This is a genomic window from Microbacterium sp. ANT_H45B (genome assembly GCF_008369345.1).
Lineage (GTDB): Bacteria > Actinomycetota > Actinomycetes > Actinomycetales > Microbacteriaceae > Microbacterium.
Window position 1 is genome coordinate 220342 of sequence record NZ_VOBK01000003.1, and the last position, 19912, is coordinate 240253.

Genomic DNA, 19912 nt, shown 5'->3' on the forward strand with positions numbered 1-19912 from the left:
CGGCGCCTTCGTCGCGTTCACACGAGTGCGACGGTCTCCGGAAGACGAGAGGACTCGCGCGGATGCACGTAGGCGACGGTGAGCACGATCGCCGTGACGGCGAGACCGTCGGCGGCGAGCAGAGCGGCCACGGCCGCCCGGACCGCACGCAATGTCTCGATCGCGTTCGCCGTGTACTCGATCCCGAGGGAGGATTCGACGCGCACGCCGCCCTCGCCGCCCATCACTGCCACGAGAGGCTCGTTCGCTGCGGTCACACCCAGCGCCGCAGCGCCGGTGCCCACCAGGTTCGAGACGAGCGAGCCCGCCCGGTAGACGTTCCGCACGCCGGGAGTGCCCAGCACGGCCGCCTGAACCCGCTCGGCGAGCCCGTCATGCACCATCGTCGTCATGATCTGTCCTCCGTCGAACGACTCACCCTCTGGACGTCACGCACCGTGACGTCGATCGCGGTCACCGTGAGATCCGTGTGGGTCTGCACCCGCTCTGCCACCTCTTCGCGAAGCCGCTCGACCGCCAGCGGGATCGACTCGCCGTAGAACGCGTTGACCTCGATCGAGATCCGGATCCGCGCACCGGGAGTGGTGACGTCGCCCTCCAGCTCGGAGTGACCGACGAGGATGCCGGGGACCGAGTTCTCCGCCGATCTGATCAGGCCGCGGACCGCGCCCTCGGTGATCCCGAAGTCGGACGCAGGGTCGGGATCGGCGAACGGGATACGGCGTCCGGCACGCGCGTCGAGCGCGATGCCGCTGAGGATCCGGTCCACCCAGCTGTCGTCGACCTCGGGCATCGCCGCGGTGTCGGCAGCGATGAGCTCGCCGCCGAGTCCGCGGAGCTGCTCGAGAGCGTCGAGAGCCAGCTGGCACCCCGGGGATCCCTCGATGGAGGGGTCAGTGGGCTCTCGCCCGGCCTCGAGGTAGTCCGTCAGCTCTTCGAGGGTGTGCCCGTCGAGATCGCTCGGATCCAAGCCGAGTTCGCGCACCTCGACGTCAGGAGTGCCCTGGACCTCGGGAACCACGGGAGCGTCCTGGACCACGGGAGCGTCCGGGGCCTCGGGAACGTTGGGAGCGCCCTGGGCCTCGGGAACGTCTGGAACGTCCTGGGCCTCGGGAGTGTCGTGGACCTCGGGAGTGTCGCGTTCGTGTTCGTCGGTCATCGCCATGCCTCCATTCGCACGATCATGGATTTACGAGCTCGAGCGAGGAGGCCACGTGCCGTCGACACCGAGATGTCGAGCTCGGTCGCTATCTCGTCGTAGGAGTAGCCGCCCATCTCGCGCAGCACCCAGCATTCGCGCTGCGCGGCCGGAAGCTCCTGCAGGGCCGCGCCCAACGCCGCGACCCCGGCTCGCGCCTCGGCGACGCGGTCGGGCGAGGTCTGCGCGGGAGCGGACTGCTCGACATCATCGACGTCGACCGTGGGACGCAGCGCGCGGATGCGGTCGACGGCCTTGCGGCTCACGATGCGCATCAGCCAGCTCTTGACCTTGGACGGATCGTCGAGTTCCGAGAAGCGCTGCCAGGCGGTCACGAACGCTTCCTGCACGATGTCGTCGACATCTGCCGAGGCGTTCAGCATCCGTTGTGTGTATGCGCGCATCATCGGGGTGTACCTGCGCACGAGCACTGCGAACGCGGCGACGTCGCCGTCCATAGCCCGGCTGGCGACGAGCCGGTCGTCCGCTTCTTCCAACGCAGATCGAAATCGTTCTCCGACCATCTGGTGACCCCCTCGTGTGACCCCTGTGAGAGATTCGGAGCGGACCCGCGATCGGATGGGACCCCCGTCCCCCCGATCGCGCGGTCTCCGCGTCCGAACCCTCTCATCCGTCCGCTGCCCTGCGACTCAGAGCACACGCATGTCGGGCTCGGCGGGGACGTCGTCCTCGTCGTCCGACGGGATGTGCACGTCGTTGATCGTCACGTTGATCTCGACGGCCTGCTTGCCGACGTAGTCGGACATCGCACGCGCGACCGCGGCCCGGACGTCGTCAGCGACGGTGTGCAGCGCTGCGGGGTATTCGGCGACGATGGTGATGTCCACGGCGACCTGGGTCTCGCCGACCTCGACGCGGACTCCCTGCGTGAGGTCGGTGGAGTTGAGAGCGTCGCGGATGGCGCCGACCGCACGTGCCGCTCCGCCGCCGAGTGCGTACACACCGTTGACCTCGCGCGCCGCGATTCCGGCGATCTTCGCGACGACGTTGTTCTCGATGATGGTCTCGCCCGTGGACGCGGCCTCGTTCGTCGTGGTGCCGGCCTGTGCCTTGGCCTGGGTTCCGTTTGTGACGTTCGCCATGATGCGCTCCTTCGTAGTCAGTGTTCCCGCCGGAGGGGCGGTTCGCAGTTCAGCGACACTACTAGGACGGATCCCGGGGACGATTCGTCACAAAAAAGTGCGGGTCGTCTCTCCGACGGTTCCGAGAACACGGGCTGCCGGCGGGAGGAGCCCGCACCTCGAGGGGAATGGGCTCCCGGCGCTCAGGGGAGGTCGGAGACGTCGACCTCGTCGTCGTCTCCGTCCGCGCGCTGCTCCTCGCCGGGGGTCACGGAGTCCGGCTCCGGATCACGGTCGGTGGTCACGAAGTCGGCGTCGACTCCGATCGCGTCGATCCCTGCGTTGTCGTCGGGTGCTGCCTGCGGGTCTGACATGATCGCTCCGATCTGCTGCTGCGGAATGGAAGTGCCAGTCTCTCCGCGACGGCGGCGCCGCGGCATCCCCTTGACAGAGGCGATCCGAGGATGGCGCGACGGCGGCTCGTCCCCCGGATACGCGAAAACCCCCGGCGAACCGGGGGTTTGTCTGATGTAGCAGGAGCGGGGCTTGAACCCGCGACCTCACGATTATGAGTCGTGCGCTCTGACCAGCTGAGCTACCCTGCCGCACCGCATCCGCATCGCAGATACGAACACCGTGAGCCCCGAGTCAGGATTGAACTGACGACCCCTTCCTTACCATGGAAGTGCTCTGCCACTGAGCTATCGGGGCGTGCTGCCCCTCGCGGGGCAACCACACGAGAATACCATCACAGTGGCGTCCTCATGAAATCGAGGTGGGTCAGTACGAGTACCGGCCCGCATTCTCGCGCAACCACGGCAGCGGGTCGATGGTGCTGCCGTTGATGATGATCTCGAAATGCAGGTGCGCACCGTACGAACGACCGGTATTTCCGGTATGGCCGACGATGTCGCCGACCTTCACGGTCTGGCCGGCCTTGACCTGGAGCGAGCCGTACTGCATGTGCGAGTAGTGGCTCGTGACGATCTGTCCGTCGATCACATGGTCGATGTAGACGGTCACACCGTAGGCGCCGCCCTGCTCGGTGGCGATGCGGACGACACCGTCGGCAACCGCCTGGATGGGGGCTCCCTCGCCGGGGACGAAGTCGATGCCCTCGTGCAGACGACCCCAGCGCATTCCGTAGCCCGAGCTCATGCCCACGCCCACCTTGAACGGCCACTGGATGGCCGCCTCAGGGTCGTTGGTGAAGACCTCGTTGGAGTAGTTGATGCCCTCTTCGGACGCCACCTGGATCAGCGACACCGTCGAGAAGCTGTCGGAGCGCGTGAGCGACTCGTTCTGCACGTCGGACGAGGTGACGAACGCCTGGATCTCGTCATCGGCGGCGCCGGCCTTCTGCGCCCCGGAGGCGGCCACGAGGGAGGTCGCTGCGAGAGTCGGGGATCCCTGCACCGCGGCGACGGCCTCGGCCGGGAGGGTCATGCCGACGGCGAGGAGTCCGGCGAGGCTCATCACGCCGACGGTGGCGCCGACGGCCAGGAACTTGCGTGCCTGCGGGCGACGGCGTGCGACGTGCACGGCGGGCTCGGCCTCATCGTCGTTCCGGTCCGCTGCCGCGGCGGGCATCGGGATGCTGCCGGAGGCCACGGAGCGGAACGCGCGGGACGCGCTCTCGAAGGCGTCTTCTTGCTCCGACGACGGCGACGGGTCGCTCTCGTCGGATCCGTCGGCGTCGCTCGCCTCGGCCTCGGCGGCCGGGACCGGCGCTTCCGGGGCGTCGACCGCGTGCTCGAGGACATCGTCGGTGTCGGGGATCTCGACGATCTCCGCCGACTCGGCCGCCGCTGTCGCTGCGGCGACGGCGGCCGCCGCGACGATGACCTCGGCGGTGTTCAGGCGTTCGCGGGCAGCGCGACGCGACGAAGGGTTCTGAGGAGCGACGGGAGCAGCCTCGGATGCGACATCCGGTACTCCGGCCGCGGGGGCCTCGACGGCCGTGGTGCGGGTGCGGCTGGAGCGCCGTGTGGGCACAGAGGCAGCCTGGGAATTCTCGAAGGGCAAAGCAGATTCTCTCGGTCAGACGTCAAGCTCGGGGGCGCTTTGGACAGTCATCGATTCGGGCCGATGAAAGTAACGATCGGATAAACCCTAGCCTGGTCCACCTGAGAATGCCATGAATCGTTCACTTTTCGTCCTCGAGGAGTTCCCGGATGCGGTCGTGCACTGCGATTCCGCCGGCGACGAGCATCGGTCGAGGGGACCCGCCGCCGTCGATCGAGACATGCCCTCCGGCCTCGGCGACGAGGAGCGCCCCGGCCGCATGATCCCAGGGTTTGAGGCCCCGCTCGAAGTATCCGTCCAAGCGGCCGGCGGCCACGAACGCGAGATCGAGCGACGCCGCGCCGGCGCGACGCAGGTCCCTGGCCATGGTCATGACGCGTCGCACCGTGGCGAGGTCGCCGTCATGCGTCGTGGGGTCGTAGCCGAATCCGGTGGCGAGCAGCGCGCCGGCCGGCGTCTCGGTCGTGACCGCGAGCCGCTGCTCGCCCAGCCACGCTCCGCCGCCACGCGCGGCCGTGAACATCTCACCGGATGCCGGCGCATGGATCGCGGCGGCGAGCGCCTCCCACTCCCCCACGACGGCCGCGCCGCGGACCGCGGCGATGCTCACCGCGTAGGAGGGGATGCCGTAGGCATAGTTGACCGTGCCGTCGATCGGGTCGACGACCCAGGTGATGCCGCTGCTGCCCTCGTCGGCATCGGACTCCTCACCGAGGAATCCGTCGTCGGGGCGGGCTGCCTGCAGTCGTGCACGGATGAGCGCCTCGACCTCGCGGTCGGCGTCGGTCACGATGTCGGCCAGCGTCGATTTGGTGGCCGCGAGATGCACGCCCTCTGCCCGCCGCCGACGAGCGAGGTCGCCGGCTTCACGGGCGACGTCCGCCGCCAGAGCGACGAGCTCCGTCTCGATGCTCACTGCGGAGGACGCGGCGGTGCCGGCGGGTAGGCCGAGGGGGCATCGGGGGCCGGCGGGTAGGCCTGAGGGGCCTGAGGGGCCTGAGGGACCGGCGGGGCCGCAGGCCCCTGGGCGTACGGGTCCGGGGCGGTCGGGAAGGGCACGGTCGGGAACGCCTGCGGCGCGGGCGGCGCAGGCAACGACTGCTGCGGCTGTGCGTGCTGCGGGGAGGCGACAGACGGGTGACCGGTGTAATAAGCGTTCCAGTCGGGCGAGCCGTCGGGGAGGACGGGCAGCGGGGTGCGCCCGTCGGCGTAGGTCGGCCACGCGGGAGCACCGCCCTGCGTGTGGACGATCGCAGCGCTCGCGGGCCGACGCGGTGCGAACAGTGCATTCAGGAGCGGGATGAGCGTGGTGCCCACGGCGGCGAGGATCGTCAGTGCGACGACGATGCGCCAGTACAGCTCGCCGTAGTCGAACGTGTGCGGGAAGGTGAGGAAGAAGATCAGCAGACCCACCAGGCCGCCGAGGAACACGATCGTCGCGATGTAGATGATGCGCGTGAACGTCGTCACGTGGCGCTGCGCCGCAGGGGTGAAAAGCCGCACGTGCAGCAGAGCGAGCTGCAGGATGCCGATCACGAGCAGGAGCTGGAAGAACCGCTCGGCGCCGGTGAAGTACTGATCGTCTTCGGGCAGCCAGATCTTGACGGCGCCGACGAGCAGCGCGACGATCCAGGTCACCATGCTCGACAGCGCGAGCCAGTCCGGGCGGTTCGGGGCGAGTCCGGCTTCGAGGATCGCGATGCCGGCGAACGCCGCGAGCAGGAGGATCGTGAGGAACGCACGTCCGATCAGACCGTCCTGGTCTCCGATCAGCACCCACACGACGCACACGAGCGCTGCGGCGATCAGTGCGCCGATGGCGATCCAGATCGCTCCACGGATGAGGAGGGACATGTTCTTCTTCTCGACCAGCGCCGGGGGCTGCTGGGCGATCTCCGGTTGCGACATCGCGTTCCTCTCGTAGAGCGGGGTTGCGTTCATCCTTGCACGCGTCGGCGCTGTACCGGAGTCGGCGACGCGATCCGTGCACGCAGTCCCGGAACGGGCCGACGGTGCAGGTCAGGTGTCTCTGCGCGTGGAGGCTGCGGCGAAGGCCGTGATCCGGGCCTGCGCGTCGGCGGTGCCCATCGAGGCACCGATGGACCGCGCCTCCTCGCTCAGCTGCTCGACGAACGAGCGCTCGGGCTGCGAACGCACCAGACGCTTCGCCTGCCCGTAGGCGTCGGCGGCGCCCGCAAGCCAGAATCGTGCGACCTCCTCGGCCCGCGCACGCACCTTCGCCGCCTCCTGCGCTGCATCGTCACCCTCGACGAGCTCGGCGACCAGCCCCCACTCCACCGCCTCCTCCGCCGTCAGCAGGCGGTCCTGGAGCACGAGCTGCAGAGCACGCCGCTGCCCCACCGCCCGGGCCAGCTGGGCCGAGACGGAGAGGTCGGGGGTGAGGCCGATGTTCGCATACAGGCTGCCGAGGCGCGATCGCGCGCCCACGACGGCGTAGTCGCTGCTGAGCAGGATGCCGAGGCCACCACCCGCCGTCGTGCCGTGTGCAGCAGCGACGACCGGCACAGCGGACTCGGTGAGGGCGCGGATGCCGATGTTGATCACCTCGGCGAGAGCCGTGATCTCCGCCCCGGCCCCCATGCTCGTCGCCATCTCGATGACATCGCCGCCCGCGCAGAAGGCGGGACCGGTCGCGTCGATGAGGATCGCCTTGACGTCGCTCCGTGTGGTGGCCTCCGTGGTGGCGTCGCGCCACGCGTGGGCCAGCTCGGAGTTGAAGGCGTTCAAGCGGGACGGACGGTTCAGGGTGAGCCGAGCCATCCCTTCGTCGACCGAGAACAGGATGGCGTCGTTCATGGCTTCTCCTTCGAGCGCAGGACGTATGCCCCCAGGGTAATCGTGATCAGCGCTGCTCCCGCACGCGCTCGGCGAAGGCCTCCATACGTCGTCGCGTGCCGTCCAGGCGGAAGTCCACCTGTCCTGCCGCTCGGATCTCACTGGGCGCCAGCGGATGCGCGAGGCGCACGTTCTCGTGGCAGGAGAGGTCGGCGCAGATGTAGGTGCCGATCGAGTCGCCGCGCGCTCCCGCCTCGCCTGCTCGGCGCGCCGAGAACAGCGACACCTGATTGCCGGGCTGCATCGTGTGGCAGATGTCGCACATGCCGGAGCGGGCCCTGGCGGGGTCGGACACACGCAGGACGATGCCGGAGATCACCCCGTCGTGCTGCGTCAGCAGGTACCCGCGGCGTCCGGCACTCGGATCGCGCCAGGCGAAGAAGTCGAGGTAGTCCCAGTCGATCAGAACGAAATCGAGAGGCATCTCCATGACCCGCAGCTCGTCGTCATCGGCGTTGACGAAGGCGGCACGGACGTCGGTCTCGGTGAGCGCTCGCATCCGTCCAGTCTAGGAACTCCGCGCGGCCGGGGCTCCGCGCCGCTATCCCGCGGCCTGCTGCATGGCGTCGTCGGCCTCGGAGACGATGTCGAGCATGGCCGCAGCGGCGGCATCCGCATCTCCGCTCGCCACGGCGAATGCGACGTCGCGATGCCACTGCACGGCGTTCCGGTTGGCCACGTGCGGCATCAGATCGTGCGCGGTCCTCCCCCGCAGCACGGCCTCGACGGTTCCGCCGAGCGCTGCGAGCATGCTGTTCCCGGACGATTCGAGCAGGAGCCGGTGAAAGCGGACATCCGCCGACAGATAGCGCTCGTGGTCGGCGTCGTGATCCTCCTGGGCCATCGCCACGACGTGCGAGACCAGCTCGACCTTCTGCTCGGAGCTCGCCGTCTCCGCGGCGAGTCGGGCCGCGAGCGGTTCGATCACGGAACGCAGCTGGCTCAGCTCCCGGAGCTGCTCATCGCGGCCGGGGCCCGCAAGGCGCCACGCGATGACCTCGGGGGCGTAGACGTTCCACTGAGCGCGGGGGCGCACCTCGACGCCGGACTTCCGCCGCACCCAGACCAGCCCGAAGGACTCGAGAACGCGGACGGCCTCCCGTGCTGCCGAGCGCGACACTCCCCGTTCCTGCGCCAGCTCCACCGTGAGCATGCGGGAGCCCGGCGGGTGTCGGCCATCGACGATGGCGCGACCGAGCTCCGAGACGAGTGCGTCATGCACGGGACTGGCGGGGCCGGGGGCGCTCATACCTCGAGTATGCACCGGACACCCCATCACGTGCGTCGTGTGGATGCATCGTGGCTGATATGTTGCGCATTACGTGGTATGCGTGCTTATTATGTACGACATAAGGACGTAGACCACGCCCGGATCAAGGAAGCTCATGGCACTCATCACACCGGTGGCCCACGCGCTCGCGACGGCGGCCACCGACACCCCGACCCTGGATCGCCCGGCAGGGCAGCTGATCACGGCCGCCGTCATCGGCATCGCGATCATCATCGTCCTGATCACCTGGGTGAAGCTGCATCCGTTCCTCTCGCTCACCATCGGCGCGCTCGCCACCGGCGCGATCGCCGGGATGGACATCGCCGCCTCGGTCACCAGCTTCTCGGCGGGCTTCGGCACGACGATGGGCGGCGTCGGCATCCTGATCGCACTCGGAGCGATCTACGGAAAGCTGCTCGCCGACTCCGGCGGAGCGGACCGCATCGTCGACACGCTCGTCAGCCGTGCGAGCGCCCGCTCGCTCCCCTGGGTCATGGGCCTCATCGGCGCGGTGATCGGCCTGCCGATGTTCTTCGAGGTCGGCCTCGTGCTGCTCGTGCCGGTGATCATCCTGGTCGCCCGCCGCTCCGGCCAGTCGCTCATGCGCATCGCCATCCCGACGCTCGCGGGCCTCTCGGCCATGCACGGGCTCGTCCCCCCGCACCCCGGCCCGCTCGCGGCCATCGACGCGCTCGGCGCCAACCTCGGTCTGACGCTCGCGTTCGGCGTGATCGTGGCGATCCCGGCCGTCATCATCTCCGGCCCGCTGTTCGCCCGCTTCGCCGCACGCTGGGTCGACGTCCCCGTGCCCGAGCTCTTCGTCACCGAAGAGGACGAGGGCGAGACGCAGCGTCGCCGCCCGTCGTTCGGCGCGACTCTTTTCAGCATCCTGCTGCCCGTGTTCCTCATGCTCGCGAAGGCCGTCGCCGACATCTCGGCCGCGGGGTCCGACGCACCATGGAAGATCGCGCTCGACTTCCTCGGCACCCCCGTCATCGCCCTGCTGATCGCGGTGCTCGCCGGCTTCTTCATCCTCGGCCGTGGAGCCGGCTTCGACCGCGCGAAGATCAACGACATCGTCGGTTCGTCGCTGGGCCCGATCGCCGGCATCCTTCTCATCGTCGGCGCAGGTGGCGGGTTCAAGCAGGTGCTCGTCGACACGGGCATCGGCAACGTGATCGCCCAGTTCGTCTCGGGATCCTCGGTCTCGGTGCTCGTGCTCGCGTGGCTCGTCGCCGTGGTCATCCGCATCGCCACCGGCTCCGCGACCGTCGCCACCATAACGGCGGCCGGCATCCTGCAGCCGCTCACCGAGACGCTCGACTCCCCGATGGTCGCGCTGCTCGTGCTCGCGATCGGCTCGGGCTCGGTGTTCCTCTCCCACGTCAACGATGCGGGCTTCTGGCTGATCAAGGAGTACTTCGGCCTGAGCATCCCGCAGACACTCAAATCGTGGACGGTGCTCGAGTGCCTCATCTCGGTCACCGGCCTCGCCGGCGTCCTCGTCCTGAGCATCTTCGTCTGAGCGCGCCATGATGACCGTCAACGCACCCGTCCTCGTCTTCATGGGCGTCGCCAGCACCGGCAAGTCCACGGTCGCCGCGATGCTCGCCGGCCGCCTCGGCTGGGCCTTCGAAGAGGGCGACGACCTGCACCCCGAGGCCAACGTCGCCAAGATGGCAGCCGGCCACGCGCTCAACGACGACGATCGGTGGCCGTGGCTCGATCGCATCGCCGAGTGGATAGACGAGCGCATCGCGGCCGGCGAGCCCGGCATCGTGACCTGCTCCGCTCTCAAGCGCAGCTATCGCGACATCCTCCGGCGCGACAACGTCACCTTCGTGCACTTCGCCGGCGACCGTGAGCTGATCCTCGAGCGGATGCTGCGCCGCCAGGGGCATTTCATGCCCGCGACCCTGCTCGATTCGCAGTTCGCGACGCTGGAAGCGCTCGGAGACGACGAGAGGTCGATCGAGATCGACATCGCGCTCACGCCGGCCGAGCAGGCGGCGCAGATCGCGTCGCGCCTGCGCCTGCATCCCGACTACTGACGCGCACTCGTCCCGTCTCAGAGACGACACGAAAGCCCCGGACGCCCTCCCGCGTGCCGGGGCTTTCTGCGCGTCAGCCGATGAGCAGCCCGAGGCCCCGGATGCCGGCCACCACCAGATCGTGGTCATCGGCAGAAGGAAGACCAGACACCGTGGCGACAGCGACCACCCCCACTCCGTCGACGCGAAGGGGAACCGCGCCGCCCGCGACCGCATAGGCCGCAGGATCCAGCCACCCCGGCTCGTGCATGTCGCGCGCGCCGTTCTCGATGCGCGCCTCGAGCAGCGCCGTGCTGGCCTCGAACCGCAACGCGGTCGCAGCCTTCTTCCCGGCCCAGACGTCGTTGTCGCCGGTCGCACCGGGCAGGGAGGCGTGGAAGAGGATGCCGGATGACGTGCGCACGTCGACGGCGACGGGCAGGCCGTCGGTCAGAGCTCTCTCCGCGATCGCGCGCCCGAGATACCACGCGTCCCGGCGATCGAACCGGCGCAGTACGAGGTCGCCGTGCTCCGCCTCCAGCTGCGCGAGCCTCGCGTGATCACTCATCGGCATGCCTCTCTTCTGGATGACTCGCTTCAGACTGTAGCCGCCCTCTCACGCAGTGCAGACCGAACCTCAAGCATCCCGATGACCGCCAGCAGCGTCGTCGTCGTGCTGTGTCGCGACCGGGACGACTCTCTCAGACCGACTCAACCAAGCTCTCCGGACCCGTAGGGCCGCACGGGCTGCTGCTTCTGGAACGCGTACTCTCCGCCCTGTCGTCCTCCGAACGGGCGCCCGTGGTCAGCGAACTCCTCTCGGTAGTACGCCATCCGCCACGTACCGATCTCGATCCGAGACCCGGTCCGCAGGATCCTGGCGTCATCCTTGCTGTGCGGGAGATTCGGCCGGCCGCCGCCGGTCGGCGCATAGGAGTAGAGGACGTATTCGTCGTCATCGTTGTGCCGGACCTCGGCGTGACGAGCTTCCAGCCCTTCCAGACGTAGATCGGCGTCCGGCCCGGACCCGATCACGGTGGTTCCGGGAAGAAGGTCGAACTCTCGCGGCCTGCTGAGGTTCCAGTCGCCGGAGCCGACCGCGAAGATCAGTCGGGGTCGGCCGGACCCGGGGAGATAGTGAGTGGTCGTGACCCGTCGACGAACGCCCCGGGACACGGTCGGTACGAGCGGGAACAGCGTCGAGGGAGGTGACGGCAGACGGAAGACATCTCCGCGTTCGCGGTGCTGCGCCTCGGACAGCAACGTGGCGAGGTGTCCGAGTTTGATGTGCGAAGACCCGGCGATCGCCCGCCCGACGGGTCCGGACTTCACGTCGCCGAGCTGAACGAGAGTCCCCCGCGGCCCTTCGACGCGTACGGTCAGACCGCGCCGCGCGAGCCCGTCGGCCAGAGAGCCGAGCTGAGTCAGATCGCGGCGGCTCACCCCGGCGAAACGGGGAGTCGACTCGAAGGCGACGACGACCTCTCTGCCCGCGGCTCGGACGGTGAATCGCACCGGATCACCGCCGTCAGGGCTGGACTGCTCCACGGTGAGGTCGATATCGAGACGGAGCATCGGAATCGATGCCCCTCAGGCCGAGCCCGAGTCGCCGGAGGCGCTGTCGCTGGTCGTCACTCGCAGAGTTCCGTTGAACTTCCAGGTCGCCCGCGGGGCATCCGGCCCGATGTCGCGGGGCACCTCGACCGTCATGTCGTCGAACGTGTAGTTGACTGCCGCGCCGCGACCCGTGAGATAGGACCACATCTCCCGGCCGAGGTCGGTCCAGTCGGTGATCGATGCACCGGTGGGCCCGGAGGCGGAGTCGAACAGTTCCGCGGGGTCCGTCGACTCGCTCATGGGATGCTCCTTCGCTAGATCCATGTCTGTGAATACGAGTATGCGCCTGGGCTCCATGGCTGTCCAGAGGTATTTGGACAGAGTTGAGAAAGGGTGTCGAGACGCCTTCCTGCGCCTTTCCCCGAGTGGCAGAGCCGGTGTGTCACACCTCGGTGAGGTCTTCGAAGATGTACTGCTCTGCAAGGACGGTCATTGCGGGGGCGGAGCAATGGTGAAGAGGAACAGCGACAACAGCGATGGGCCCACTGTCGCAAACAGCAGCACTCCGACCGCTACGACGAACCCGGTAAGCGAGAAACCAGCGCCCTGCAGCGAATCGTCCGCTTTGAGCGCCTTCCTCGACGCGAGGGCGAACCCGATCGCCGCGCACGCCAGAAGGGTGCCTGATAGCCACCACCCGCTCGTGAGCACCGCCCCCAGCGCGAGAAGGCAGCTTGCGAAGGCGTTTCGGTCATATCGGCCTTTTCGTTGTACTTCCACGTCGATCCTTCTTCGTGTGCGTCCAGCAGGCGACGGTCAGCCTGCTGGACACACACGCATTGCTCAGTGGGTGGTCGCCCCCACCCGAGTTGACACGCAACGACAGGGAGAGGTCTTCCGGGAGGCTACCGGAGCTCCATGAGCCATGGACCGTCGCCAGGGCGGGCGGTGACGACGTTGAGCTCGCTCGAATCATCGTGAGCGACTTGTCGGACACCGCTCCTACGGCGACGTTGATCTCGCCGTTGCGGGTGTTCGAGATCGCACCCTCGCTCGCGATCCGCGCTATCGAAAACCCCATGCACACCGGGATCGCGTCGGATCATCCATCTGCTGTCGCCACTCTCAGCGATGAACACATCTGTCTCGAAATCTGTAGCTCGAAGCATCGAATCCACAGGCCAACGGCACCACACAGGTCACGCGAACATCCCCCTGAAGATGGACACGGCTACGGCTCGCTCATTGTCAGACACGCCCTAGACGAGGTGCTGCGCGATGCCGAGCATGATGCCTGGGCATGGCGTTACTGACGCGTCCCCGCGGCTGCCCGCGCGTCGTCCCGGTTGCGGCGGCATCAGATCCAATCCATCGGTCAAGCGGGCGATGCCTGAGAGACGCTTTGGATAGCGCCCCGGAGTTCCTCAGAGCGGTCGCTGCGGATAACCCGCGAGCCCTCGTTCGTCAGCGTCAGCCACACAGCGGAGCCAGAGGACCACAAGACGAATCGGTCCGAACCGACGATGCGCCACCCCAGGCCACCGGCCTGCGAAGGACTCACATCTGCGGCTTCGACCTTGTCAACGTCAGTGACGGGAATGTGCATGACACGGAACAGTGAGAGATGCGCATCGATGTGCGTTGCACTCACCGAGACCCTGGTTCGCCTGTCGAGGCCGACGAGTCCGGCCCCGAGGATCAGGATGAACCCGGCGATGAGGAGCCCGATGATCCATCCGCCGATCTCCTCGACGTTGCCGACCACGACCGGCGCCGAGATCGCGGTGATGACGGCCAGGAACACCAGCGTCGATGCTCCTGCGACCGCCAACCACCGCGGACCGATGAGGGTTTCATGAAACACCACGGGATACCTCCTCCGTCGAGTCTCCCTTGTGGGGAACGTGGTGCACCACATGTTCGCCCATCGCGGTCAGGGGCTCGTGTGTAGATATCCGCTAAACAGTCGTTCCCCGCGAGGACCGCATTCTCCTTCGGACTGAAGCGGCCGATACCGCATAGTTGAATGGTCGCGACTGTCGGCCAGCTAGCGATAGCGTCGGTCGTTCTCCGCACTCACCGTTCACCTGAACGACGGATCCGAGCGGGGCAGTGACCCGACGAGCTTCTTATAACAAGTCTCGGACTGAGCCGTGTCGATGCGGTCGGGGGTGGAGCGTCATGCCGCCGGTGACGTCGAGTACCGCGCCCGTCGTGCGCGAGGCTCTGTTTGATGCGAGGAAGCTGACGGCATCGGCGATTGCGTCGGGCCTCGACACTCCTCCGAGCATGGACAGAGAGCTCATGTACGCGACCGCTCGGTCGTCAGCGAAGGCAGAGTGTCCGTTATCGGTGAACCCTGGCATGACCGCGTTCACCCGGATCCCTTGTGGGGCGAGAGCCTCCGCCATGTTGCGGGTGATCGACTCGACCGCGGATTTTGTCATGGCGTACACGATGTCCCCCGCACTGGCGATATGAGCGCTTGCCGACGAGATGTTCACGATGCTGCCGCCGCTCACCATCTCTCGGGACAGTAACTGGCCCAAGAAGAATGGCGCTCTTGTGTTGACGGCGACAAACTCGTCAAAGCTCTCCGGAGTTGCCTCGAAGAAAGAGGGCCCTAGCATCCTCGCTGCGTTGTTGACCAACGCTTCGACTCGAAGGTTCGAAGCGGCGGCACACGTCTTGACCGCGTCGACCATCCTATGGATGTCATCCATAGACAACAGGTCAGCTTCCACGAGGTCGCAGCTGCCACCCGACGCTCGGATGGTTGACTGCAACAAAGTTGCTGCCTCCACGTTGCTCCGATACTGCGCGACGATGTGGAAGTCGTCTGCGCTCAGAGCTCGGGCGATGGCTGCGCCGATGCCCCCGGAGGCTCCCGTCACTACTGCGAGCTTGTGCGTCATGAACTACCTTTCAGCTCGCTACCGAACCGGTGATCTTGATCCGACGGATATCGTGCTGTGTCACCTCGGCAACGAGCCTGCCGGTGCCGGACACTTTGAGTCGCAAGGTGGGGCTCGGTTCCAGCTCCGCGTAGCGCTGGAAGGTGAGCTTCAACGAGCGGACGTTCGTGGAGGGCGTCTGTCGAAGGGCGACCCTCTCCACGTCCGCGATGGTCTGGATAGCAGTGAGGTGATCTGATGGATGGTCGGAGACAAGGGGGTCGTCCGGGTCGATACGGATCGGTTCGGAATAGGTGTAGTTCGATCTCAATGAGATTCCGTTCGTTGACGTGGGAGACTGCCGCCGGATTCGCTCATATACCGTGCGAGGCAGAAGAGACGATGCAGCCTTACCCACCGCAATCAGCCCCGTAGCCCCCTCTAGCGAGAAGTATTGGGTGAGAGAGCGCGAACGGCCGCCCCCACCTGTGGCCACAAGATGCGCACGAATGATGCCGCGAGCACTCGACGCATCCCCCGGGGCGGTTGGCGCGACCAATCGCAGGGAGATTTTGTCGAGGATGAACACATCACGCTCCGGCACGCCGAGCTGGCGATGAGCTTGGAGGATCCCAATCTGACGTTGCACCTCAACGAAGTCGACAAAGCGAGGACTACTGCTCGCGTCGGGAAGATCGAAGTGCGCGGTCAGGGAGTGAGCAGTCTCAGCGACCGTGCGGTGGATCCACACGTTCGCCGGCCTCGACTTATGAATCTCTTCAGCTCGGACTGGACCTGCAGAGAATTTTCCGCGTCCCGTGTCGTTGTCCGGGGAGAGGAGCTCGGTGCTTCCGGTGGGCATCGCCAGTTAGGCACTCACGCGGAAAGGACCGCTTCAAGTGCGGGGGTAAGTCGCTTGATCCTGGAAGGCAAAGAAGCCCAGTGGTCTTCTAGACCCGATAGCACTTGCGAACCAACGAAGACCGTATTGAAGAACTCGGCGTACACGGCGACATCGGCGTCGCTACGGATGGACTGGTCTTCGACTCCTCGAGCAATCAGCGCCCTAGCGATGCGCACCCATTCCACATACGGTTCACTCACTTCCGCGGTGACCTCGGTCGACGGCTGCCCGGCGAGCCGAATACCTGCTTGCACGATCTCGTCGCGGGCAATGAGGTTTCCGAGATTGACCATGAGCCGGAGCAGGATGTCCAGCCCCGTTCCGGGCTCGGCCTCAGTCTCCACTAGGACCGCGGTCATTCTCTCTTGCTGCTCGGCCAGGACGGCCCTTGCCAGGTCGGCTTTGCTTCGGAAGTGAAAGTACAACGCACCTTCGCTCGCTCCAGACTCAAGCGCAACATCCCTGTAACGCGACTCGGCGTACGTGACGCGAGCGAACACTCTCGCTGCACCAGACAGGATCGCTTCGCGAGTGTCAATCGAGCGCTGCTGCTTCAGCCGCGGCATCCTCTGCGTGGCCATCGAACCTCCTCGACTCACGGGGCCCTCTCACCGTACCCATCCTAATCCGGGCGCTCACATTGTTTACACACAGACGCGGACGAGTGCCAACCGGCTGGATCACAGACTGATCCGGGCACATCACGGACGGGCGCGACGGGAGGGCACTCTTGTCCCTTTGCCGAGTGGAGACGTTCCGCGCTGAGCGTCACCTGATTCGTTGCTCGGGGCGCGATCCTCCATTTATTCACAGCGTGCACTTATGGTGCACAAAACCAAGTCGCGCACATTGCTTTTCAATTCACCTCGTCGAAGACACAATTCTTCTCAAAAAAAGATATCCTGAGTACGCAGATTTCGAGCCGCGCCCAGGGAGAAAACCATGTCGAAGAGAGTTGTCGTTGAGCTCATCGATGACCTGGACGGGAAGCCCATCGATGGCGAACAGGGAGGCGGGACGGTCCAGTTCGCCCTTCAAGGCAGGCAGTTCGAACTCGATCTGAGCGCCGCCAACCTCGCTAAGCTGGAAGCAGCAGTCGCGCCCTTCGTCGAGGTCGCGCGAGCATCTAGCGAAAGCGTCTCACCCACCGCACCTCGGCGGCGCAAGTCCACGAGCGAGCTTGCCGAGATCCGTGAATGGGCGCGCGCACAAGGAATCGCAGTCAGCGGATACGGCCGAGTGCCAAGCGAAGTTCGCGCTGCATACGCGGCAAGCAAGGCCACCCGCGCTCGCTGAGCCGAGCATTCCCCAGAGCGCGCGCGGGGTCGACAAGTGCGGCCCTCGCAGAAGTCCTCCATCGCGCGAGCGCTCGCGCGAGCAGTAGAGGTCGGATATCACGCGAGATCACTCACGCTACCGACCTGGCCACCGGGGACAGGATCGCCTGAACTCCTAATCCCGCAGCTCCGATGCCGACAGAACGAGCCGGCTGACGAGCTGAGCGGAGTGCTCCGCGTCCTTCGAGGTGGGTGCGATCTCATCACGCAGCGGGGGAAGGCCGACGGAGCGGAGGAATCGCGCTTTGGGGAGATGCGCGCCGCATTGCGCCCGAGTCACGGCACATCCACGGCGCCGGGAGCGCTCATCATGTTCGATTCTTGAAGTCGCGGAACAGGCGTTCCTCCCCGATCCACAAGGGTGGCACCGATGCTCCCAGTGCTGCGATCCCGACTGCGACGGCGAGCACAAGAAAGGTGGACGCCCCCACGGAAACTCCGACAGCCTGTCCTACCCACACCGAGATACTTGCGCTCAACACGGCCCCGACAGTGGCCCACAGGATCGTCTCGACCACGGCCGTCGCTGTGACGGCACCGCGACCGGCGCCGGAATGGAGGTTGCTCGCGATCTCTAAGCGCCGACGAAGCATCCCGGCGAACCCGAGAATTCCGAACAAGACCACTATCGCAGGATAGGAGTGAATCGTAATCCGGTTCGAGAATTGCTCGTGGAAATCAGCTGACTCCCCCGCCGTCGGGTTAGCGGCGACGATCTGTGCGCTTTCCGCTCCGGCCTCATCAGATATTAGGGCGCTGAAAAGCAGGTGGTCGAGAGACGTCGTGTATGGCCAGATATCGACCCAGCATTCGGAGGCTCGCTCGGGCGCGCCGATGGTCAGCAACGCGTTGTTCAGCCGAGGATCGCGACCGTCCTCCTCGGACTGGTTGAACACCTGGAGAACCGGCGCCTCACCCAGATCCGTCTGGAGGACGGCTCCAGCCTTGATCTCCCAACGATTCGCCAACGTGCTTGCGAGATAGAACCCCGAGTCCGGCATGGGGTGCACGCCCAATAAGTCAACGAACCCAGCGCTCACCTCATACGCCGGAATCTCGGTTCCGGGCAGCGCGGCGACACGATAGGGATCTGCGCGGAGCAGAGATCCGGATGCCTCAATCCCGGGAAGGCCGTCCAGCTTCTCGCACGACACGGGGTCGATTGCCCCCTCAGCAGCGAGGATTCGGACCGACCCAGAGCTCGCTCTGAAGGCCTGGGCTCGATCTTCGATTTGGGCTATGGACAGGGTGTCAGCCGCCAGAAGCAGCGTCGCCAGCAACGCAGCGCACAGCGCCAGGAGCCCTCCTCGCGTTGTGCCGCTGGTGAAGTTCCGCCAGGCCTCACTCGCGATTGCTGACGCCCTCATCCGGGCACCGGCGAGGTGATGGAGGCGCTCGACGCGAGATCCATTCTGAAATCACAGGCTGCGATTGTGTCCTGGTCGTGACTGGCAACGACCACGAGGGCGCCACTTGCGGCAAGGTTTCCCAGGACCGCATTGACAGCAGACGCGGACGCTCGATCCAGCTGTGCCGTCGGTTCGTCGACGAGCAAAAGGTCTGGCTTCGCCGCCACCGCGCGCGCGAGCATGAGTCGTTGAGACTCCCCTCCGGACAGTTCCCCGAACAGTGCCCCGGCCCGCCCGCCCAGACGGAACATGTCAAGGATCTCAAGGGCCTCGGCGCCTGCAGGCCTACGCGAGCTTCCACGGGCCAAGAGCGGATAAGTGACATGATCCAGTGCTGTTCGCTGCGGTTGTCCGTGGGGGTTCTGGAACACCCAGTGCACACGCCTCAAGTCGCGTCGCTGAATCTCTCCCAGAGTCGGCCGCTCCCAGCCGGCGAGTATCGAAAGGAGAGTGGACTTGCCGGAGCCGGAGGGTCCCGTGAGCGCCCACGACTCGCTTCGATGCAGGGTTTGAGTCAGACCGGAAAAGAGAAACTCCGACCCGTCCCAGGAGTGCGCAACACCGTCGAGCGTGAGCGACGATTCGATGTTCGGGGTCATGGCGTACACGTGGTGACGTCGATTGCGTCACTGAGGCGCACAGCACGCGGCACATCAACACCCTCTGGGAAGGTTACGAGCGTTCTTCCGAGGCTCGAAGAAAGAAGCGACACAACACGGGCCTCGCCGTTGTCGTCTTGCACGCATGCTGCAGCGTCTTGAATTCCGAAGATTGCAGCGGGTGGAACCGCTACGGCCTGACGCGCATCCTTCAACTCTGTCGATGCCGCGATTGTCTCCGAATCGAGCGCCTCTGCAAACTCCGGGGACGATGCAACCCGCGCGACGGCCTCTGGATCGGAGATCACGCCGCTCTCTGGAAGATCCACATCAACACCTGCGACACGGGCAGCGCGAGGTCCTGGCACCGGCGCCGAGGTCGAGGGTACGAGTTGGAGGGAGCGCAATGAACCAGGCACCACCGCGAAAGGTGAACCTTGGGAATACTGCTCCCCCACAGACACCTCGCATTCCGAAGGGGCACCGCCGCTCGCCGGGATCCACACGAAGTCCGCGAGCCGGAATGCTCCGTCGGCGGGATTCACGCCGTTGCGTTTCTGAAGGTCCGCAAGCGAGTCGATGACCGCGCCACGGTAGGGACCCTCCGCATCAATCGTGTAACCCAGTGCACGTAAGGCTGCTCGCAGCGCATTCACATCGGCGCCTTCGGTCCCCGGAACGAGATCGCGGTAGAAGGGGATTGACGTCGCGAGAGCAATCACTGGGTTGCTGTCTACTCTGGCCACCGTCG

Annotated in this window: 26 protein-coding genes and 2 tRNA genes; 4 read left to right on the plus strand and 24 right to left on the minus strand. The window is 66.3% G+C overall.

The window, feature by feature from the left end; all coding sequences use genetic code 11:
• Nucleotides 1-17 precede the first annotated feature (17 nt).
• The 13 genes from FQ142_RS13245 to FQ142_RS13300 form a co-directional block, all read right to left on the minus strand.
• Nucleotides 18-392 carry a hypothetical protein gene (locus tag FQ142_RS13245; RefSeq protein WP_149423673.1) on the minus strand — a complete coding sequence of 125 codons (375 nt, stop codon included), beginning with the start codon at nt 390-392 and terminating at the stop codon, nt 18-20.
• Complete coding sequence (locus tag FQ142_RS13250) at nt 389-1159, minus strand: Asp23/Gls24 family envelope stress response protein (protein ID WP_149423674.1); 771 nt, start codon at nt 1157-1159, stop codon at nt 389-391. The genes FQ142_RS13245 and FQ142_RS13250 overlap by 4 nt, the downstream gene beginning before the upstream one ends.
• Nucleotides 1156-1722: an RNA polymerase sigma factor gene (locus tag FQ142_RS13255; protein WP_056412310.1), complete on the minus strand. Its 567-nt coding sequence runs from the start codon at nt 1720-1722 to the stop codon at nt 1156-1158. The genes FQ142_RS13250 and FQ142_RS13255 overlap by 4 nt, the downstream gene beginning before the upstream one ends.
• Nucleotides 1723-1848: 126 nt before the next feature.
• Complete coding sequence (locus FQ142_RS13260) at nt 1849-2301, minus strand: Asp23/Gls24 family envelope stress response protein (RefSeq protein WP_149423675.1); 453 nt, start codon at nt 2299-2301, stop codon at nt 1849-1851.
• Nucleotides 2302-2483: 182 nt separating this feature from the next.
• Nucleotides 2484-2654 carry a hypothetical protein gene (locus FQ142_RS17515; RefSeq protein ID WP_188042402.1) on the minus strand — a complete coding sequence of 57 codons (171 nt, stop codon included), beginning with the start codon at nt 2652-2654 and terminating at the stop codon, nt 2484-2486.
• A 157-nt stretch (nt 2655-2811) separates the two neighbouring features.
• A tRNA-Met gene (locus FQ142_RS13265) sits at nt 2812-2885 on the minus strand.
• Between the two features lie 34 nt (nt 2886-2919).
• Nucleotides 2920-2991: transfer RNA gene (locus tag FQ142_RS13270), tRNA-Thr, on the minus strand.
• Between the two features lie 69 nt (nt 2992-3060).
• Nucleotides 3061-4275: a M23 family metallopeptidase gene (locus FQ142_RS13275; protein WP_262492153.1), complete on the minus strand. Its 1215-nt coding sequence runs from the start codon at nt 4273-4275 to the stop codon at nt 3061-3063.
• 151 nt (nt 4276-4426) lie between these two features.
• Complete coding sequence (locus FQ142_RS13280) at nt 4427-5221, minus strand: inositol monophosphatase family protein (RefSeq protein WP_149423677.1); 795 nt, start codon at nt 5219-5221, stop codon at nt 4427-4429.
• The gene (locus FQ142_RS13285) at nt 5218-6213 is read right to left on the minus strand and encodes a hypothetical protein (RefSeq protein WP_149423678.1); all 996 of its coding nucleotides are present in this window, start codon (nt 6211-6213) and stop codon (nt 5218-5220) included. The genes FQ142_RS13280 and FQ142_RS13285 overlap by 4 nt, the downstream gene beginning before the upstream one ends.
• A gap of 111 nt (nt 6214-6324) precedes the next feature.
• Nucleotides 6325-7122: an enoyl-CoA hydratase/isomerase family protein gene (locus FQ142_RS13290; RefSeq protein ID WP_149423679.1), complete on the minus strand. Its 798-nt coding sequence runs from the start codon at nt 7120-7122 to the stop codon at nt 6325-6327.
• Nucleotides 7123-7168: 46 nt separating this feature from the next.
• Complete coding sequence (locus tag FQ142_RS13295; RefSeq protein WP_149423680.1) at nt 7169-7660, minus strand: FBP domain-containing protein; 492 nt, start codon at nt 7658-7660, stop codon at nt 7169-7171.
• Nucleotides 7661-7702: 42 nt separating this feature from the next.
• Entirely contained in the window at nt 7703-8410 is a 708-nt protein-coding gene (locus FQ142_RS13300) for a FadR/GntR family transcriptional regulator (protein ID WP_149423681.1), read from the minus strand.
• Between the two features lie 136 nt (nt 8411-8546).
• Between FQ142_RS13300 and FQ142_RS13305 the strand changes: the two genes are divergently transcribed.
• Both FQ142_RS13305 and FQ142_RS13310 read left to right on the plus strand, forming a co-directional pair.
• Complete coding sequence (locus FQ142_RS13305; RefSeq protein WP_149423682.1) at nt 8547-9956, plus strand: GntP family permease; 1410 nt, start codon at nt 8547-8549, stop codon at nt 9954-9956.
• 10 nt (nt 9957-9966) lie between these two features.
• Nucleotides 9967-10482, plus strand: coding sequence for a gluconokinase (locus tag FQ142_RS13310; RefSeq protein WP_056418811.1), 516 nt, complete (start codon nt 9967-9969; stop codon nt 10480-10482).
• 73 nt (nt 10483-10555) lie between these two features.
• On the opposite strand, the gene FQ142_RS13315 is transcribed toward FQ142_RS13310, so the two are convergent.
• From FQ142_RS13315 to FQ142_RS13330, 4 genes are all read right to left on the minus strand, one after another.
• Nucleotides 10556-11029: a heme-binding protein gene (locus FQ142_RS13315; RefSeq protein WP_149423683.1), complete on the minus strand. Its 474-nt coding sequence runs from the start codon at nt 11027-11029 to the stop codon at nt 10556-10558.
• Nucleotides 11030-11172: 143 nt separating this feature from the next.
• Nucleotides 11173-12036, minus strand: a complete 864-nt coding sequence (locus FQ142_RS13320; RefSeq protein WP_149423684.1) for an FHA domain-containing protein — start codon at nt 12034-12036, stop codon at nt 11173-11175.
• Nucleotides 12037-12051: 15 nt separating this feature from the next.
• Nucleotides 12052-12318, minus strand: a complete 267-nt coding sequence (locus FQ142_RS13325) for a hypothetical protein (RefSeq protein WP_056412336.1) — start codon at nt 12316-12318, stop codon at nt 12052-12054.
• A gap of 189 nt (nt 12319-12507) precedes the next feature.
• Entirely contained in the window at nt 12508-12798 is a 291-nt protein-coding gene (locus FQ142_RS13330) for a hypothetical protein (protein WP_149423685.1), read from the minus strand.
• Between the two features lie 197 nt (nt 12799-12995).
• Between FQ142_RS13330 and FQ142_RS13335 the strand changes: the two genes are divergently transcribed.
• Complete coding sequence (locus FQ142_RS13335) at nt 12996-13331, plus strand: hypothetical protein (RefSeq protein ID WP_149423686.1); 336 nt, start codon at nt 12996-12998, stop codon at nt 13329-13331.
• Nucleotides 13332-13393: 62 nt separating this feature from the next.
• Here the strand turns inward: FQ142_RS13335 and FQ142_RS13340 are convergent, their stop codons facing one another.
• From FQ142_RS13340 to FQ142_RS13355, 4 genes are all read right to left on the minus strand, one after another.
• A complete protein-coding gene (locus FQ142_RS13340) occupies nt 13394-13885 on the minus strand; it encodes a hypothetical protein (RefSeq protein ID WP_149423687.1) in 492 nt (163 codons plus the stop codon).
• Between the two features lie 262 nt (nt 13886-14147).
• Nucleotides 14148-14933, minus strand: a complete 786-nt coding sequence (locus FQ142_RS13345; RefSeq protein WP_149423688.1) for an SDR family NAD(P)-dependent oxidoreductase — start codon at nt 14931-14933, stop codon at nt 14148-14150.
• Between the two features lie 10 nt (nt 14934-14943).
• Nucleotides 14944-15663 (minus strand): hypothetical protein, encoded by a 720-nt coding sequence (locus tag FQ142_RS13350; protein WP_188042403.1) that lies wholly within the window; start codon nt 15661-15663, stop codon nt 14944-14946.
• Between the two features lie 125 nt (nt 15664-15788).
• Nucleotides 15789-16397 carry a TetR/AcrR family transcriptional regulator gene (locus tag FQ142_RS13355; RefSeq protein ID WP_149423690.1) on the minus strand — a complete coding sequence of 203 codons (609 nt, stop codon included), beginning with the start codon at nt 16395-16397 and terminating at the stop codon, nt 15789-15791.
• A gap of 361 nt (nt 16398-16758) precedes the next feature.
• Between FQ142_RS13355 and FQ142_RS13360 the strand changes: the two genes are divergently transcribed.
• On the plus strand, nt 16759-17112 hold the full coding sequence (locus FQ142_RS13360; protein WP_149423691.1) for a histone-like nucleoid-structuring protein Lsr2: 354 nt from the start codon (nt 16759-16761) through the stop codon (nt 17110-17112).
• 349 nt (nt 17113-17461) lie between these two features.
• On the opposite strand, the gene FQ142_RS13365 is transcribed toward FQ142_RS13360, so the two are convergent.
• From FQ142_RS13365 to FQ142_RS13375, 3 genes are read right to left on the minus strand one after another with little or no spacing between them, the layout of a single operon-like run.
• Nucleotides 17462-18520: a hypothetical protein gene (locus tag FQ142_RS13365; protein ID WP_149423692.1), complete on the minus strand. Its 1059-nt coding sequence runs from the start codon at nt 18518-18520 to the stop codon at nt 17462-17464.
• On the minus strand, nt 18517-19161 hold the full coding sequence (locus FQ142_RS13370) for an ABC transporter ATP-binding protein (protein ID WP_149423693.1): 645 nt from the start codon (nt 19159-19161) through the stop codon (nt 18517-18519). The genes FQ142_RS13365 and FQ142_RS13370 overlap by 4 nt, the downstream gene beginning before the upstream one ends.
• Entirely contained in the window at nt 19158-19883 is a 726-nt protein-coding gene (locus tag FQ142_RS13375) for a peptidoglycan-binding protein (RefSeq protein WP_188042404.1), read from the minus strand. The genes FQ142_RS13370 and FQ142_RS13375 overlap by 4 nt, the downstream gene beginning before the upstream one ends.
• Between the last annotated feature and the right edge of the window lie 29 nt (nt 19884-19912).

What these genes read in the sequence shown, in the direction of transcription:
- FQ142_RS13245 (WP_149423673.1), bottom strand. Translation starts at nt 392, where the DNA reads ATGACGACGATGGTGCATGACGGGCTCGCCGAGCGGGTTCAGGCGGCC.
- FQ142_RS13250 (WP_149423674.1), bottom strand. Translation starts at nt 1,159, where the DNA reads ATGACCGACGAACACGAACGCGACACTCCCGAGGTCCACGACACTCCC.
- FQ142_RS13255 (WP_056412310.1), bottom strand. Translation starts at nt 1,722, where the DNA reads ATGGTCGGAGAACGATTTCGATCTGCGTTGGAAGAAGCGGACGACCGG.
- FQ142_RS13260 (WP_149423675.1), bottom strand. Translation starts at nt 2,301, where the DNA reads ATGGCGAACGTCACAAACGGAACCCAGGCCAAGGCACAGGCCGGCACC.
- FQ142_RS17515 (WP_188042402.1), bottom strand. Translation starts at nt 2,654, where the DNA reads ATGTCAGACCCGCAGGCAGCACCCGACGACAACGCAGGGATCGACGCG.
- FQ142_RS13285 (WP_149423678.1), bottom strand. Translation starts at nt 6,213, where the DNA reads ATGTCGCAACCGGAGATCGCCCAGCAGCCCCCGGCGCTGGTCGAGAAG.
- FQ142_RS13290 (WP_149423679.1), bottom strand. Translation starts at nt 7,122, where the DNA reads ATGAACGACGCCATCCTGTTCTCGGTCGACGAAGGGATGGCTCGGCTC.
- FQ142_RS13295 (WP_149423680.1), bottom strand. Translation starts at nt 7,660, where the DNA reads ATGCGAGCGCTCACCGAGACCGACGTCCGTGCCGCCTTCGTCAACGCC.
- FQ142_RS13300 (WP_149423681.1), bottom strand. Translation starts at nt 8,410, where the DNA reads ATGAGCGCCCCCGGCCCCGCCAGTCCCGTGCATGACGCACTCGTCTCG.
- FQ142_RS13305 (WP_149423682.1), top strand. Translation starts at nt 8,547, where the DNA reads ATGGCACTCATCACACCGGTGGCCCACGCGCTCGCGACGGCGGCCACC.
- FQ142_RS13310 (WP_056418811.1), top strand. Translation starts at nt 9,967, where the DNA reads ATGACCGTCAACGCACCCGTCCTCGTCTTCATGGGCGTCGCCAGCACC.
- FQ142_RS13315 (WP_149423683.1), bottom strand. Translation starts at nt 11,029, where the DNA reads ATGAGTGATCACGCGAGGCTCGCGCAGCTGGAGGCGGAGCACGGCGAC.
- FQ142_RS13320 (WP_149423684.1), bottom strand. Translation starts at nt 12,036, where the DNA reads ATGCTCCGTCTCGATATCGACCTCACCGTGGAGCAGTCCAGCCCTGAC.
- FQ142_RS13325 (WP_056412336.1), bottom strand. Translation starts at nt 12,318, where the DNA reads ATGAGCGAGTCGACGGACCCCGCGGAACTGTTCGACTCCGCCTCCGGG.
- FQ142_RS13345 (WP_149423688.1), bottom strand. Translation starts at nt 14,933, where the DNA reads ATGACGCACAAGCTCGCAGTAGTGACGGGAGCCTCCGGGGGCATCGGC.
- FQ142_RS13355 (WP_149423690.1), bottom strand. Translation starts at nt 16,397, where the DNA reads ATGGCCACGCAGAGGATGCCGCGGCTGAAGCAGCAGCGCTCGATTGAC.
- FQ142_RS13360 (WP_149423691.1), top strand. Translation starts at nt 16,759, where the DNA reads ATGTCGAAGAGAGTTGTCGTTGAGCTCATCGATGACCTGGACGGGAAG.
- FQ142_RS13365 (WP_149423692.1), bottom strand. Translation starts at nt 18,520, where the DNA reads ATGAGGGCGTCAGCAATCGCGAGTGAGGCCTGGCGGAACTTCACCAGC.
- FQ142_RS13370 (WP_149423693.1), bottom strand. Translation starts at nt 19,161, where the DNA reads ATGACCCCGAACATCGAATCGTCGCTCACGCTCGACGGTGTTGCGCAC.